This window comes from Sphaerisporangium sp. NPDC088356, from assembly GCF_040685555.1.
Lineage (GTDB): Bacteria > Actinomycetota > Actinomycetes > Streptosporangiales > Streptosporangiaceae > Sphaerisporangium.
In genome coordinates this window covers 16,564-32,139 of record NZ_JBFBIK010000028.1, presented here as the reverse complement: position 1 = coordinate 32,139, position 15,576 = coordinate 16,564, and the positions used below count along the sequence as shown (strand labels likewise).

Genomic DNA, 15,576 nt, shown 5'->3' with positions numbered 1-15,576 from the left:
GGACCGCGCATGCTGACTCGAGTCGATGATCTGCTGGGGTGCGGCGACCCGGAGGGCCCGGCGCTGACCTTCAAGGACGAGACCCTCACCTACGGCGAGCTGGCCCGTCGCGTCGGCAGGGCCGCCGCCGGGCTGCGGCGCCTCGGTCTCCGTCGTGGCGAGCGGGTCGTCGTGTACCTCGAGAAGCGCGTCGAGACGGTCGTCGCGATGCTGGCCGTTTCCTCGGCCGGCGGGGTCTTCGTCCCGGTCAACCCGCTGCTCAGACCGCGGCAGGTGGAGTACATCGCCGCCGACTGCGACGCCCGCGTGGTGATCACCACGTGCGAGCGCCACCGCACGCTGGCGGGCCGGTTCGAGGTGGGCCGGTCGCCGCACCTGGTGCTGATCGGTGACGCCGCGGGCGACGGCCCAGGGGTGACCACCTGGGCGCGGCTGTGCGCTGAGGATGAGCCGGCTCACGGCGACGGTGACGGGGTGATCGACGCCGACGTCGCGGCCATCCTCTACACCTCCGGCAGCACCGGCTCGCCGAAGGGCGTCGTCCTGTCGCACCGCAACCTGCTCGCCGGCGCGCAGAGCGTCGCCGCCTATCTCGGGCACACCCGCGACGACGTGGTGCTCGCCGTGCTCCCGCTGAGCTTCGACGCCGGGTTCAGCCAGCTCACGACCTCTTTCGTCGCCGGCGCGCACGTGGTCCTGATGAACTACCTCACGCCCGGCGAGGTCGTACGCCTGTGCGCCCGGCACGGTGTCACCGGGCTGACGTGCGTACCGCCCCTGTGGCTCCAGCTCGCGACCAGGAAATGGCCGCGGGAGGCCACCGGGAGCCTGCGCTATGTCGCCAGTACCGGAGGTCGCATGCCCGGGACCACCCTGGCCTGGCTGCGGGAGACCTTTCCCGAGGCGAAGCCCTACCTGATGTACGGGCTGACCGAGGCGTTCCGCTCCACCTACCTCGACCCGGCCGAGGCCGGACGCCGGCCCGGCTCGATCGGCAAGGCCATCCCCAACGCGGAGGTCCTGGTGGTGCGGCCGGACGGCTCGGTCTGCGACCCCGGCGAGGAGGGCGAGATCGTGCATCGCGGCGCGCTCGTGTCGCTCGGCTACTGGAACGACCCCGAGCGCACGGCCGAGCGGTTCCGTCCGTTCCCGCCGGGGCGCGGTCCCACGCGCACCGAGATCGCGGTGTGGTCCGGCGACGTGGCCTACCGCGACGAGGAGGGCTTCCTGTACTTCGTGGGGCGCACCGACGACATGATCAAGACCTCGGGATACCGGCTGAGCCCCACGGAGGTCGAGGAGGCCGCGTACGCCACCGGCCTGGTGTCCGAGGCGGCCGCCTTCGGCGTGCCCGACGAGGAGCTGGGGCAGCACGTGGTGCTCGCGGTCACCGGCCCGACGGGCGAGGCCTGCGACACCGGCACGCTGATGAAGGCGCTGGAACGCGACCTGCCGAGGTACATGGTCCCCCGGCGCGTGGTGGTGTACTCCCAGCTGCCGAGGTCGGGCAACGGCAAGTTCGACCGCGGTGAGCTGCGCCGGATGGTGGCGTGATGTCCGGCCTGCCGGAGGGATGGGCGGGAAGGCACCACGGCGCGCTCACCGTCGGCGGCATCCCCGTCGAGCGGCTGGCCGCCCGGGTGGGCGGCACCCCGTTCTTCGCCTACGACCGGGAGCTGATCAACCGCCGGGTCGCGGCCGTGCGCGCCGCGCTGCCCACCGAGATCGACCTGAGCTACGCGGTGAAGGCCAACCCGATGCCGGCCCTGCTCCAGCACATGAGCGGTCTGGTCGACGGCTTCGACGTGGCCTCCGCGCTGGAGATGCGGCACGCGCTCGACACCCCGGTTCCGGCGGGCCGGATCGGCTTCGCGGGGCCGGGCAAGACGGTCGAGGAGCTGACCCAGGCGGTCGCCGCCGGGGTCACCATCGAGCTGGAGTCCGAGCTGGAGATCGCGCGGGTCCGGTCGATCAGCGCGGCCACCGGCATCCCGGCCCGGGTCGCGCTGCGGGTCAATCCCGACTTCACGGTGCGGGGTTCCGGGATGCGGCTCGGGGGCGGGCCGCAGCAGTTCGGCATCGACGCGGAACGGGTGCCGGAGGTGCTCGCGAGCCTGACCGGTGCCGAGTTCGACTTCCAGGGGTTCCACGTGTTCGCCGGCTCGCAGAACCTGCACGCCGACAGCATCTGCGAGGCGCAGCGCAGGACCGCCGAGCTCGTCCTCGGGTTCGCCGGGGCGGCGCCGGGACCGGTGCGGTACGTCAACCTCGGCGGCGGCTTCGGCATCCCGTACTCCCAGAGGGACAGGCCGCTCGCCCTCGAACCGGTCGGGCGCAACCTCGCGGAGCTGGTCGACGGGATGATCCGCCCCCGCCTGCCCGAGGCGAGGATCGTCGTCGAGCTCGGGCGCTACCTGGTGGGCGAGGCCGGCGTCTACGTCACCCGTGTCGTGGACCGCAAGGAGTCGCGCGGCAAGACCTTCGTCGTCGTGGACGGGGGACTGCACCACCAGCTCGCGGCGTCCGGCAACTTCGGCCAGGTGATCAGGCGCAACTACCCGATCGCGGTGGGGAACCGCATGGGCGACCCGGCCGCCGAGCCCGAGACCGTGACCGTGGTCGGCTGCCTGTGCACCCCGCTCGACCTGCTCGGGGACGACGTGACGCTGCCGAGGACCGAGGTCGGGGACCTGATCGTGCTGTTCCAGGCAGGCGCGTACGGCCTGACCGCGAGCCCCACCGCGTTCCTGAGCCACCCCGCCCCGCCCGAGGTCCTCGTCTGACCAAAAATGACCCGCTCTGGGCCCTTAAGGTGCTAATGATCGGTGCAACACCTGACCTATCAGAAGTTGTGATGTTCGAGGTCAGGCGGCCCTCAGGTCGGCAAGCTGAAACAGCTCCGTGGTGTGCTCGGCCAGCAGCTCCGCGATCGGCTCGGGCTTCAGGGCGATCTGGGCCAGGGCCGCAGAGGTCAAAGGCACTTCCTCGACGATGTACTCACCCCGCGCGGGGTCGGCGAACTCCGGGCCGCTTCGCCGGGCCGGATCCCACTGGCGAATCCTCGCAAGGAAAAAGTACTGACGCTCGCCGCTCTGGTCCTCGATGTGGACGAGCGAGTGCACCATGGCTTCGCCGGCGAGCTCCTCGCGGATCTCCCGGTGCAGCGCGGACTCCACGCTCGCGTCATCCCGCTCGACGCCGCCCCCGGGCAGCACCCAGTAGGGCGCCATCTGGGGCCGAACCCGCTTGATGGTCAGCAGGTTCCCGCCGGGGGTGATGAGGATGGCTCGGACACGTTCTCTCATCAGGGCTCCTTTCGGTCAGTGCAGGAGCCAGCCGCCGTCGACGTGCAGGGACCGACCGGTGATGAACCCCGCGCCAGGGCCTGCGAGGAACGCTACCGCCCCCGCGACGTCATCCGGCTGACCTCGCCGTCGCAGACACTGACGCGCCACCTGCAGGTCCGGCGATGTCCGCCGGCTCATCGGCAGCAGCCTCTCCCGTTCCACCTGGATGGGGCCGGGCACGACGGTGTTCACCGTGATCGCGTGGGGCGACGGTTTCCTCGGCGAGGGCGTCGTGCTGGGTGAGCGCGCGGGTCAGCGATGCTTCGGCCGCTGTTACCGCGGTCGTGAGCTGGTTCAGGAGGTCGGCGGGTACTGACTCTTTCCCCAGCCCCGAGGTGTCAACGAGCCTGGTGAACGTGCTGATGGCTCGTGCGGAGAGCTGGGATGCGCAGGTTGCGGGGGTGGAGACTTCGCGGGCGGCGTAGGCGTCGCCTGAGCGCAGTACGTCGGACTCGATGGCGTGAGCCAAAGGGGAGATGGCGTCGGTGAGGTCGATCGCGGTGAGTCTGAGACGGGTGCGGAAGAATACCTGCCCGGGTGCGTCGTCGAGTGCGAGAACGCTGTCGGTCATGGCTTTGGTGTCGGTGCTGCGGTCGCTGGTCAGGACCGCCAGGCAGGTTGCCACGACCTGCTCCCAGGGGGTTTGCATGGAGGTTTCGGCCAGGAGATGCGCGGCGAGCCGGTGATCTCCGGCCACGTGGTGGGCGATGATCGCGATTTGGCGGCCGTCGAGAAGCCGCTGCCCGACACCGTTGTGGTCTTGGAGGTGCTGGAGCGCTTGGGCCCATCGGCCCGCCTGGGCCAGGGCCCGGCTTCCATCGGCGAGGAGCACGGTCCACAGCCACTGGAGGACTTCCCGGTGAGCTGTACACGGTGGGTAGTGGGAACGCGTGGACACGGCGTGTGCTCTTAATATCGATCAGCGTCCCCTGGGCGATCAAGTCCGCGTCGGCCGGGAGATCGGCGCTGCCATCGAAGGTGGTGCCTGACTCGCATCTGTCCGACGCAGAGGCCTGCCGGAGGAGTTCCATCGCGCTGTCTCCCTGAGATGGGCCACTCTGTCACGCCTGACGGCGGCTGAATAAAACGTCGCTCGTCCAGGCGCGATTGCCCCTGCGACCTGGGCACTCCCTGTTGTAACAACGCCAGAACCATCGCCCGTCCGACCGTCGCCGCAGGTCCACGTCATTTCGTTGGCATCCGCCGCAGCGGGGCGGCCGGCTGAAGTCTTCGGCGTGCTCGTGCTCGAGGATTTTGCGCGCGAAATGTCCACCACGGACGGTCAGCATGATTTCGCGCGTCCACCTCTGCGAGAGCGCGTTGAGACTGCCCAGCATCACCGTGTGCTCGTCGATCACGGCGATCTTCTGATGCATGTAGTTGACTCGGACGACCGCCGGAACGATCGCCTGTAGTTCGGTCAGGCAGTCGGTGAAGTTCGTTTTCTGCTGCAATGTGTCGCTGGGATCTCGGACGAAGACGGTCACACGTACCCCTCGGCCGACGGCCTCCCGCAGGACGGGCAGCAGGGTGCGTACACGTGCGGCCACCCAGGGAGACCACAGCCAGATCGATGACCTGGCCTCCGCGAGGCGGGCGGTGAACGCTTCGTAGAACGAGAGCTCGTCGTGGACGTCAGTGATCTCGACATGGCGGGCGAGCGTCTCGGCCAGACGAGCGCCGAACGGGCCCAATTCCGCGCCGGCCGCTGCGGGCGGAGCGATCAGTGCGGTCGCTTTGACGAACCGGACCTTCTGCTCGCGGAAGAGCTGAGCGATGTGGCCGAATACGGTCGTGGGCGGTGCGTTCAGGATACGTTCGCGGCTGCCCACGACGTACAGCCGAGTCTGGACACGTGTGACCGCGACATTGAACAGGCGGCCGCCTTTCTGCTGCCATCCGCTCGCACCCGGCATCATGGAGGCCTGTGCCATCCACATGCCATCACCGTATTGTCCTTCCACGGTGTCGAAGATGACGATGGGGAACTCCCGGCCCTGGAAACGGTGGGCCGTGCCGACCTCCGCCAGCTGGCCGTCCGGCTGTTCGATGTCGCGAAGCGCCTCGAGGGTCGCCGCCGCCTGGTCACCGTAGGGAGTGACCACCCCGGCGATTTCGCCGTCGTCGTTGTGGAGGTCGAGCAGAGCCCGGGAGAGCAGTGTCCCGGCGGGCCACCATCCTCTGCTCCGTCCGGTGCGTTGCACTTGGGCGAGTTCGTGCAGCCCGTCGGTGTCGATGAGGACGATTTCCGGATCGTCGGCGGCACGCGGCCGGACGGTGCCGCCGATTTTGAGGACTCCCTTGTACGCGAGCCGGTTCGCCACCTCCATGATCTGTGGGCCGAACCGGTGCTGCGTGTCCATGATCAGGCAGCCCGGATGGTTCGTGGCGTCCTCGGGGGTGGTGATGCCGCAGTGCCGGTAGACGTCGGGGATGAGCCAGCGGCGTATGTCCGGGCGGTTGCTCTCTTCGATGACTTTGGGCAGAACCGCCCCGAGTTGCAGGAAGTCGCCCAGTAGTACGGCGCACGCCGACGCCTTGGCCGTGGCCAGCAGCACCTCCGGCAGGGTCGCGGCGCCGGCCTCGTCGATCAACACCACGTCATAGGGGCCATCGGCCACCGCTTTGGTGATGCGGAACCGGGCCAGCGTGGTGGCCACCAGCCGCGCGCCCTTGATGATCTCTCCTTGGGCGTCACGGGCCAGCGTCTCGTACTCGTTCTGTAAGGCCTCATGGCTCTTCTTCAGAGGCTCAAGGCGGGGAGCGTTCTGCGCGACTCTGCGGTGCAGGTCTTCAGCTTCGTCATGCTGCTTCGGCCAACGACGGCGGTCGCATTCGGCGATGAGTTTCTCAGCGGTCTCGGACGACGAGAGCTCATGGTGCAAGGTCGCCAGCCGCTCCACCGTCTTCTGCTGGGCCAGGCGGAGATCGTGGAGACTCTTGCGTGCGTCATTGGCTTTCTCGATGCGGTCTCGGATCTCGTCGAGCTCGAACCCCGCTCGTGCGATCGATTCCCTGATCCACGCCTCGGTGTCGCGCTGGAAGCGATCTGCCGTGGCACGCGCCGCTGCGGCCCGCGAACGGAGTTCGGCCGACTCTGACCTGGCGACGGCGATCTGGCGCTCGATGTCCGCGAACGCGCGGCGATCCCGCCATCGGGGTTTGCCGGACGGCTGTAACAGCAGGGCGGCCTCCTCTTCCAGCAGTCCGCAGCTGGCCTCGGACGTCAGAGCACGAGCTTCGGCCTGGGTCGCGGCGTTCGCCACCTCCGCCGCCTCGTGCGCTTTGGCTTCGACCTGCTGCCACAGCCGCTGCGCCTCAACCGTCTCCGCCGCCCGCTCATCGGCGGCCTTGAGTCGCCGCTGTGCCCGGACGAGCGCGACAGCTCCCGCATCCAGGGCCTGTTCGCATTCCGCCAGCGCGGATGTGAGCGGTGCGCAGGCGAGTTCCGGTCTCCGCAGCCGCAACCGGGCGTTCGAATATGCTGCCGCGTCGAAGCCGGCCAGCAGGGCCCGCAAATGGTGCAACCGCTCCTCGTCGCGAAGCATCTCCTTGAGCTGTACGGCCGCGTCACGGCGCTTCTTCTCCACCTTCGCCAGCCGCGCGCGCACGATGAGAGGAAGGCAGACCTTGGGATCATCGGCGACCTGCCGGAGCTGCGGTGGCCCCACCCGGACGATCTGCCCGGCGGGAGGACGGTGCTGCCTGAGGACACCCAGCAGCGCGTTGTCCACCGCGATATTGGTGGCCGACACCAGGAGGACCCTTTTCCCCTGGGCGATCAGGTCGCAGATGGCGGCCTGCAGCAGCCGGGTCTTTCCCGTCCCGGGCGGACCCCACACCAGCCACACACCCGTGCCAAGACAGGCGTGGTATGCCTGCGCCTGAGCGGGCAGCAGCCCAGCCGGAGCCGGACCGCGCGCCAGTGTTCCCCCGATTCGGGCATGGGCGAGAAGGTTGGCGAGTCCGGCGTCGCCGATTCCGCCGATGCCGTCACGTAACGCTCTGACGAGGAACCCCGGCGGCTGACGGAACGACCAGAGGTATGGATCGGAGTGTGCCGCGAACTCCGCCACCCGAACCTGCAGAATCTGCCCCTCGACAACCGTTTCCATGACTGGAAACCCGGCCTGGACGCTCGTCTCCTCCGAACCGGCCAGACGTAACCCGTCGAGCTGATCGGGGCTCACGTCCATCCCACGAAGATCGACGACGAAGACGCCCGGCTCCGCAGCCGCCCGCGCCGCGCCGATACGCCGCCACCTGCCCGACTGCTGAGCGCCACCTTCGACGGAGAGCCACTCGTTCAACGCGGTGGTCATCTCGTCACGCCAGCCCAATAGCCCTCCAACATCGGTACTCGACGTGCACTCAATAGATGACCTTAATCTTCTTCGGGCTACTCGGCAGCCACCGTGCCCTTACTTCGGATTCGACCGCACACATCAAAGGCCCTCTCCCGTTCCGGGAAGAGGGCCTTTTTTCATGCTCAGTTGTACGGGTTGTCGTACGTCCCGCTGCTGCGCGTCCGCACCATGTACTGGCCCATGGACGCGAACCAACTACCCGTAACGTCGAAGCGGACGTTCCGGACAGTGCTGCCGAAGTTGCGCGGCATGCACCTGGGCCAGCATGTTGTCAATCAGGTGATGGTGGGGGTCGCAAGTATCAGGAAGGCGAAGGGATTGCGGTAGGCGAGGGCGTACCACGCGGCGGCTATCAGCATCCGAGCCACGTGCTCTTCCTGTTCATCAGTACGTGCCGGCGGCCGGTTCCGGTCGTCCAGTCGCAGAGTCTCCACGGTGTCGGTCAACTGCTGAAGCAGATGTGCACCGACCTCGGCAACCGCACTGACGGCGCCGAAACCTTTGCGCCTTGTGGCCGCAACGCGGCAGTTCTCCCAACCCTGCTCGGTGGCGGCGTCGACGGGCGGAGCACAGGTGAAGGCGAGCCGCAGTCGCTGATCAACTGCGGTACTCACCGTTCCAGCCTCGAAGCCGACGCCCGAGCCGGGAAGGATCAGCGGTCCGGCGGGAAGGCGTGTTCGATAGGTCTGCCGCAGGCGCCGTACTCCGGCGGACAATTCGCGGTCGAGAAACAGCAGCAACGGCGGGGCTTCACGCTGGTGGAGCGGCCGGTCGACCAGCCGTGGGGCGAGCGCGTGTCGCTGGTGCTCGATCCGTTCGGCATCAGGGTGCGGCTGGGGCAGTCCAGCGACTAGTCCATTACCTGGTCTGTACCGAAAGCCTGAAAAGCTGCCAAGGCCGCTTGAACGGGACTGCGGCGGTCGCTGCGCCGATGTGCGGCATGGAAGATCACGGGGGCGGCGCCGGTCAGCGTCACCGTCCGCAAACGAGGGCTCAGGAGCATGGTGGCCTCCGCCGAGACGACCAACGCGGCTGCGCCTTCGGCGGTTTGCTGCAGAACGCGGCTGAAATTCTCGGAGTAGATCCCGATTAGGCGTGCCTCCCGGCGTGGCCGTATGTCCCCGAGCCAGAACTGGTTCATCTAGTCGCCGGCGCAGTAGGGGCCGGGTCGTAGTGGATCGGGTGCTGGCTGAAGTCCTCCACATTCATCGTTCCGGCGCCTGCGAGGGAATGCCGGTCGGCCCCCACGCCAATGCGCGGACTTGTGCTGGTCAGGGGGAACGAGTCCACGGCGGGATGCCGCACAGGCGCCATTGCCCACAGGATGTCGACCTAATACTCGGCCAGGCAGTGAGTGAGGGCGGGCAGGGGGATCTCCCGGCTCACCAGCCGGGTCTCGGGAAAGCTGCGGCGGACCTCTCGCGCGACGAGCCGCATGTCGGGTTGTCGGAGGGTCGGGCCGAGGCCGACAGGGATGCCAACGCTTCTTGATCGCTCCTGTACGGATCATGCCCTCGAGCGCAGCCGCAGCCAGCCGGATTGACCGGTGAGCTACCCCTGAGTTGTTCACCCAAGCAGGTTCGGCGCAGTCGCGGGGGCTTACAACAGCGGATCAGTCGTGATCTCACCCAGAGTGTCAGTGGTTCGTGGTTTGCTAAGCCTCCTGGTGAGGGCTAAGGGGGCGGGATGCGTATCCGTGAAGTGTTGATTCGTTGGTATAAGTCGTTCAACTACGACTATGAGTTGAAGGCGAACCCCGGATCAACCAAGAGAGCATGGCAGGAGACACCCGACGGGTGGCTCCCGCATGTGCGCATCAATCTTGAGAAAGATATCACCGCGGTAGTCGGCGCGAATGAGTCAGGAAAGTCGCACCTCCTCGACGCGATCAACATCGTCCTCACCGGCGAAGGCCACAGCCAGAGCGACTTCTGCCGGTACTCGACGCGGTTCTCCGTCGAGAAGGACCTGCGCCTGTTCCCTGAGGTCGGTGCCATCTTCGAACTCACTGAGGATGACGCCGCTGCCATGAGCGCCCTGGAGATCCCGCTTCTGGCAAACGGAGACCTGCTAATGCTCCGGCGAGCCCCACACACGATCGAGGTCATCAACGACGCCGAGGAGCGCGTCGAACTAGACGATGATCAGAGCAAAGGCCTCGAACAACTTCTTCCTCATGCCTACCAGCTTAAGACGCAGGTCGAACTGCCCGACTCGGTGTCGATTGCGGCACTTGCGCGGACAGGTTCACGCCTTGCCAGCCGCAGGGACCGCGTCAAATTACTCGACCTCCTCAACGCGATCGGGACTGTCGAGGACGTGGGGTCCCAAGCATCAGTCCTGTTCAGCATTCTGAGTGCTGCGGAGGCCGCCGAGACCGAGCAGCAAAGACTTGGTCGCCTCCTGCTTACCAAGGTGGCCCGTATCGAGGCTTCTGCTTTCAAGGATCTCCAAAACGCGATCAAGGATGAGCGTGAGGGATTGGTCAACGCCCTGATCCAGGAGATGAACAAGTCCATCGCGCGACACCTCAACATCTCCAGGTGGTGGAGCCAAGACGAGGACTTCCAGCTTCGAGTCTCGCCTCGCGAGCATGAGCTGGTTTTCACCATCAGAGACCGAACCGGTACCGACTACTCGTTCAGCGAGCGTAGCCGCGGCCTCACCTACTTTCTCAGCTACTACGTCCAACTCAGGTCGCATGATCGTCCCGCCGACCGTCCTGAGGTCCTGCTCATGGACGAACCGGACGCTTACCTATCCGCTCTCGGGCAACAAGACCTCTTGCGCGTTCTGGAGGACCATGCCCGCCCCGAGGACTCCGACCGGGCTGACCAGGTTGTCTACGTCACGCACTCACCGTTTTTGATTAACCGCAACGCCGGGCATCGGGTCCGTGTCGTCGACAAAGGCTCCCGCGATGAGGGGACGCGCCTGGTCAAGGACGTCACGCAGAACCACTATGAGCCGCTTCGCACCTCACTGGGTGCCTTCATCGCCGAGACCGCATTCATCGGCGGCGATAATTTGTTCATCGAAGGAATCGCCGACCAGGTGCTTATCTCTGGCATGAACGCCCGGTTGCGCCGCGCGGGCAAACCACCGAGCGAGTGCCTTGATCTCAACCAGGTCACCCTTGTTCCCGGTGGCTCCAACGTGCCATACATGCTGTACCTCGCACGCGGACGCGACCAGAACAAGCCTGCCTGCGCGGTTCTCCTGGACAGCGACTCGGCTGGCGAGAACGCGCGGAAACAGATCCGCAGAGGCGGCGCGAAGGGCAGGCCAACCGTCGCCGACGACCTCATTGTCATGGTCGGCGAATGGGCAACGGAAGTGAATGCGAAGGCCGAAGCTGGTGTCACGATCGAGGAACCCGAAGACCTGGTCCCTCTGACGCTTGCCGGCATCGCCGCACGCCGCTACGCCTCTAGCCTTCTGGGATTGAGCGGAGCAGATACAGCAAAGCTCACCGACAAGGCCATCAAGGCCGGCATCGACGCCGACAACACGTCGATGTGGGATGCAGTCGAGGCCGCATTCGAGAGGGCGTTCAAGACCGATATCGGCAAGGCAGGTTTCGCCAAGGAACTCCTCGCCTACCTGCAGGAGCACGAGGAGGACAATACGCTTTCTGACGATGTCGCAACCCTCGACACGAACTTCGCCTCCCTTTTCAAGAAGCTCAACGAGACCCTCCAATTGGCACGCGAGCGAGAGTCCGACAGCCGACGAGACCAGCGCGTTGAACGGATTATCGAGGAGTTCGCAAACGACCACCCCACTGGGTGCGTGCGAGACAAAGCCTCCATCATGCTACGCCGCGTTGACGCAGCGGCCGACGACACCATCGCGGGTGACACCATCCGAGCAGGGACAGCTGTCCTGCGACGCGACTTCAATCTAGGCACAGACCCTCTCAACCGAGTGCCTGACTACCAGTCTTTCCTGCAGCGCCTCAGGCACATCCCGGTCCTCGTGCGTCTGCGAGACCAAGGTCAGCTCAGCACGGAGGAGCTTAAGGGATCTGCTCCGGCCGCATGTCGGTGAGCGTGACCACCAGTTGGGTGGCGAGTACGAAGGGATGCCGGGCGGGTTCGTCGTACCTGACGAACATGTTGTGGCCGGTGCGGCGAGCGACCTTGTTCGTGTCGGGCTCGAAGACCTCGGCCAGTACGCCCGCGGGTTCGGCGGACGTGGCGGTGTAGACCGCCCAGGATTTGTGCAGTTGCGGGCAGGAGGCGAGCGACTCGGGGATGCACGCGGGGCAGGTGGGCGGGGCGTTGGTGAGCCCGCCGTTCTGGCTGGTCGCCCGGAACCCGGTCTTGGTGATCACCCACCAGATCCGCCCGGTCTCCAGGTCCCTTCCCGATGTCCCGCATACCTGGCACAGCAACGCCTCCATGCACAGCCACTGCCTGCGGACGTTCAGCATCCGCCACATCGGTTCGCCGCCTCGGTCCACGCCGATGCGGGCGCGTAGCATCCCGTCCACCCAGTCCGCCGGTCGCGGGTCGATGTAGGTGAGGCGCCGGGTGTGACCCTGCTCGGTGAACACCAGTGGGTGCGCGACAGCCTCCTCCGACCATGCGATCACGTACGGGACGCGCAGCACCGGCCGCGGGCCGCCGCGCTGCGGCGGCCGGCCGGGGTCCGCCTGGCAAGCGGGACGGCCCCCGGGCCTGTTCATGGGGCCACGTCGATCGATGGCGGGCCGTCCTGCAAGACGATCACGCCGGTCGTCTTGTCGCGGTAGGCGTGCATCAGGACAGGCCCGTAGCGGTAGCAGGGGTAGGGGTAGGCGAATACGTCCAGCCAGGCCTGGCGGATGGTCCCCTCGCCCTTGTTCGGCATGGTGTTCAGCGCGGCCAGCAGTGCCCGGCGTGCGCGCCCGGGGATGTTGGTCACGCCGCGCACTGTGCGCCCGTTCAGGTCGTCAGCGGACCACGTCCACAGCTCCTGCGGCTGATGGTCGTCATCGCGTCGAGGTCCGGTCATCACGCCGCCTCCTGCCGGTGCGTCTGGTGCCGGGGCAGCCCGATGTCGGGGCGACGGCCGGGCGGGGTGCTCGCGCACGCGGGCAGTTGTGGCCTGACGGCCGGGCGCACCCTCGCCGAAGGGCGCAACGCGGGCGGTGCCGGGAACGAACCGCTCAGCGCGAGGCGGCGGCGCGCGTCGAGACGGGCGCGCACCTGGGCGTTGGTGGGGTGCTCCCACTGGTGGTGGCGGCGGTGCGGCAGGCTGCCGGCGTCGTGCGCGTAGGGAGGGTGGCCGCACCAACGGCACCCCAACGGCCGGGGCGGATGGTCGGCGTGCCAACGGATTCGAATGGTTCTAGGCTTCTGCACGGGTCGGACCTCCAGTGTCCGGTCAAGGGATCCGTACGGCGTGGCATCGCCTGCGGATCCCGCTTTTTTCGCCGGGCTTCTCAGTCTCCGGAGAGTCCGCCGGTAGATAGAGCCCCAGAACAGTTAGCACCGCCCGACGTCCTGACCTGCGCGTAAGCGTTAGGTGAATCCTGTCGGTTAGCTGCGATGCGGCGAATACGGCGCGTACACTGCGAGTAGCTGACGTCTCATCACTCTCTCGAGATTGAACGAGTTATGGACAAATCCGCTGAACCCGGTCGTCGGCAACGCGCCTACCGCTCGCAGCGGCTTCGGGCTCGAGGGCTAGCGTGGGAGCAGATCGCATCCGTCTGGGAAACCGACTTCCCGGAGATCGGCCCGCGCGTGGCGCTACGTTGGGCGCACAACCTCAGCCATCAGGAGGTGGCTGACCGGTGGAACACAGCCGACGCCGGCGAGTCCACGATGGTGAAAGCGCGGATCTACCAGTTCGAGCACTGGCCCGTGAAAGGGCGTCGGCCGAGCGTCGCAGCATTGCACGCTCTCGCCCGGATCTACCAGGTCACGGCACGACGTCTTCTTACCGATGCGGAGTATGCGCTCTACAACACCGGCGACCGGGCAGAGATCGACCAGATCGACTACCGGCAGGCTGACTCAAATTTCAATGGCCGTTCCCATTCCTCCCCAGGTGCCGCGCCCGCATTTCCCGGGACGGCCGAAGTAGCGTTACCGACGCTTTCGCAGATACGTGATAGGCGGCCTTTGTCCGCCGGTGAGCAGTTGACCCTTTACGCACGGGAGTCGGATCTCATCTTGTCCGAGGCTGAAAGCAGCAATGTCGGTGGATCGACGATTGAACGTCTGAATCGTGACCTACGGCGCATCGCCGACAGCTATCTAAAGACCCCCACGGGGCCACTGCTGGCTGACCTGCGACGCCTCCGCGATGAGGCGCTACGGCTGCTGGAGGGACACCAGCCGCTGCGTCATCGCCGGGATCTGTATCTCATCGTCGGTTGGGCGATGACCTTCCTGGGATGGGTCTCGACTGACCTTGGCCGCCCAGACGCTGCCGAGAACCACGCCCAGGCTGCGCAGCACTTCGGCGTAGAGGCCGGGCACGAGGGTCTTCTCGCCTGGACATGCAAGACGAGGCAGGTCGCCGCCTACTGGGAAGATCGCAAGGCAGAAGCCCTCGCATGGGGCGAGCGTGGTCTCCGCTTCGCCACGCGGGCCGGTGGAGAGACCGAGGTGATGCTGGCGAGCACTCTCGCCCTGGACTACGCACGGCTCGGCCGGGTTCAGGACGCTCATGCCATGCTCCGCCACGCCCAGGGGGTCGCGCCTGGACGGACGAACCACCCCGGTGGGCCGCTGAGCTGCACCCCGGAGCGGGCACTCAGCTACTGGGCCGATGCCTACCTGGTGCTGAACGACCCGGCTCGTGCTCTGGAGATGGCCACCCGATCTGTGGAGATCTCCCAAGGTCGGCCCGAACGGACCCGGAACCTCGGGACAGAGCGGATGACCACCCTGCACATCGCCCGCGCACACATCGACGTTGGAGCCCTGGACGGCGCGGCTGAGGCACTGGCCCCAATCCTGCAGACCCCTGTGGAGCTTCGTGCGGCACCGCTGCTACTCCAACTGGGCGAGGTTGAGGGGCGTGTGCCGCTCCCGTTCCGCAGTGGCGGACAGGGAAAAATGATCAGGGAGGCCATCGGCGTGTTCCGCGCCGAGACCAGGCCGCACACGGAAGGGTGACCGTTGGCTGGAGACGACACCGAGACTCGTAATCACTGGTGGTGGCGGCCAGGCTGGTGCCCCGGCCGGAGCTTCTACACCTGGCACTTCCTCATGGACCGACAGCCCGAGCTGCACGATTTCGTAGAAAGACTGCGTCCCGAGCTGGACAAGTTCCCCGTGCTGGATCCGATCCCTGTCCAGTGGCTGCACATGACGACTCAGGGCGTTGGTTTCATCGACGAGACCACCGAGGAGAACCTGGCGGCCATCGGCGCGCAGGTGGCCGGGCGCATGGCCGGCCGCGGGCCGCTTCAGGTGCAGCTCGGTCCGCTCGTTGCCGACGCCGAGGGCATTCACCTCCCGGTCAGGCCGACCGAGGCCGTGGGTGAAATCCGACGCGTCATTCGAGGTGCCATCGGCGAGGTATGGGGAGACGAGCGGGTACCCGAGGCGGCCGACGGTTTCCATCCGCATGTCAGCCTTGCCTACGCCAATACCAGCGGTGCGCCACTTGCTCCTATCCGGGAGGTGCTCAACCGCTATGCCGATGTGCTATCTGTCACTCTGATGCACGTTGCCCTGATCGACTTGAACCGGGATGAGGGCATGTATCGCTGGCGGACCGTTCTGACGCCGTCGCTGGGTCGGGGCCTGGGCGACTGAACGCTTGTGCCTGAGTGACCCCCTCGCCTGGGTGGAAGGCCCCGAAACAGGGGACGCCCCGCCGATCGAGTGACCCGCGGGGGCATTAACCGCCCCGGGCCT

13 protein-coding genes are annotated in these 15,576 nt (G+C 66.8%); 6 read left to right on the top strand and 7 right to left on the bottom strand.

Going from position 1 to position 15,576, the window contains the following annotated elements:
- The first annotated feature begins 9 nt into the window (after positions 1 to 9).
- Positions 10 to 1,554 (top strand): acyl-CoA ligase (AMP-forming), exosortase A system-associated, encoded by a 1,545-nt coding sequence (locus AB0O34_RS13505; protein ID WP_363915633.1) that lies wholly within the window; start codon positions 10 to 12, stop codon positions 1,552 to 1,554.
- Entirely contained in the window at positions 1,554 to 2,783 is a 1,230-nt protein-coding gene (locus tag AB0O34_RS13500; RefSeq protein WP_363915632.1) for a pyridoxal-dependent decarboxylase, exosortase A system-associated, read from the top strand. Before AB0O34_RS13505 ends, AB0O34_RS13500 begins: the two co-directional genes overlap by 1 nt.
- A gap of 81 nt (positions 2,784 to 2,864) precedes the next feature.
- On the opposite strand, the gene AB0O34_RS13495 is transcribed toward AB0O34_RS13500, so the two are convergent.
- The 4 genes from AB0O34_RS13495 to AB0O34_RS13480 form a co-directional block, all read right to left on the bottom strand.
- On the bottom strand, positions 2,865 to 3,305 hold the full coding sequence (locus AB0O34_RS13495; protein WP_363915631.1) for an NUDIX domain-containing protein: 441 nt from the start codon (positions 3,303 to 3,305) through the stop codon (positions 2,865 to 2,867).
- Between the two features lie 15 nt (positions 3,306 to 3,320).
- The gene (locus tag AB0O34_RS13490) at positions 3,321 to 3,494 is read right to left on the bottom strand and encodes an SDR family oxidoreductase (protein WP_363915669.1); all 174 of its coding nucleotides are present in this window, start codon (positions 3,492 to 3,494) and stop codon (positions 3,321 to 3,323) included.
- On the bottom strand, positions 3,415 to 4,179 hold the full coding sequence (locus AB0O34_RS13485; protein ID WP_363915670.1) for a hypothetical protein: 765 nt from the start codon (positions 4,177 to 4,179) through the stop codon (positions 3,415 to 3,417). Before AB0O34_RS13485 ends, AB0O34_RS13490 begins: the two co-directional genes overlap by 80 nt.
- A 229-nt stretch (positions 4,180 to 4,408) precedes the next feature.
- On the bottom strand, positions 4,409 to 7,669 hold the full coding sequence (locus tag AB0O34_RS13480; RefSeq protein WP_363915630.1) for an AAA domain-containing protein: 3,261 nt from the start codon (positions 7,667 to 7,669) through the stop codon (positions 4,409 to 4,411).
- 413 nt (positions 7,670 to 8,082) lie between these two features.
- Between AB0O34_RS13480 and AB0O34_RS13475 the strand changes: the two genes are divergently transcribed.
- Together AB0O34_RS13475 and AB0O34_RS13470 are read left to right on the top strand one after the other, a co-directional pair.
- Positions 8,083 to 8,568 (top strand): hypothetical protein, encoded by a 486-nt coding sequence (locus tag AB0O34_RS13475; RefSeq protein ID WP_363915629.1) that lies wholly within the window; start codon positions 8,083 to 8,085, stop codon positions 8,566 to 8,568.
- An 832-nt stretch (positions 8,569 to 9,400) separates the two neighbouring features.
- Positions 9,401 to 11,764, top strand: a complete 2,364-nt coding sequence (locus AB0O34_RS13470; RefSeq protein ID WP_363915628.1) for an AAA family ATPase — start codon at positions 9,401 to 9,403, stop codon at positions 11,762 to 11,764.
- On the opposite strand, the gene AB0O34_RS13465 is transcribed toward AB0O34_RS13470, so the two are convergent.
- The 3 genes from AB0O34_RS13465 to AB0O34_RS13455 are packed head-to-tail and all read right to left on the bottom strand — an operon-like array spanning position 11,733 to position 13,062.
- Positions 11,733 to 12,404: a hypothetical protein gene (locus tag AB0O34_RS13465; RefSeq protein ID WP_363915627.1), complete on the bottom strand. Its 672-nt coding sequence runs from the start codon at positions 12,402 to 12,404 to the stop codon at positions 11,733 to 11,735. The two genes, AB0O34_RS13470 and AB0O34_RS13465, sit on opposite strands and share 32 nt — an antisense overlap.
- Complete coding sequence (locus AB0O34_RS13460) at positions 12,401 to 12,712, bottom strand: hypothetical protein (RefSeq protein ID WP_363915626.1); 312 nt, start codon at positions 12,710 to 12,712, stop codon at positions 12,401 to 12,403. The genes AB0O34_RS13465 and AB0O34_RS13460 overlap by 4 nt, the downstream gene beginning before the upstream one ends.
- Entirely contained in the window at positions 12,712 to 13,062 is a 351-nt protein-coding gene (locus AB0O34_RS13455; RefSeq protein ID WP_363915625.1) for a hypothetical protein, read from the bottom strand. Before AB0O34_RS13455 ends, AB0O34_RS13460 begins: the two co-directional genes overlap by 1 nt.
- A 255-nt stretch (positions 13,063 to 13,317) precedes the next feature.
- Between AB0O34_RS13455 and AB0O34_RS13450 the strand changes: the two genes are divergently transcribed.
- Entirely contained in the window at positions 13,318 to 14,829 is a 1,512-nt protein-coding gene (locus AB0O34_RS13450; RefSeq protein ID WP_363915624.1) for a hypothetical protein, read from the top strand.
- Positions 14,830 to 14,832: 3 nt separating this feature from the next.
- The gene (locus tag AB0O34_RS13445) at positions 14,833 to 15,474 is read left to right on the top strand and encodes a 2'-5' RNA ligase family protein (protein ID WP_363915623.1); all 642 of its coding nucleotides are present in this window, start codon (positions 14,833 to 14,835) and stop codon (positions 15,472 to 15,474) included.
- The last annotated feature ends 102 nt before the right edge of the window (positions 15,475 to 15,576 follow it).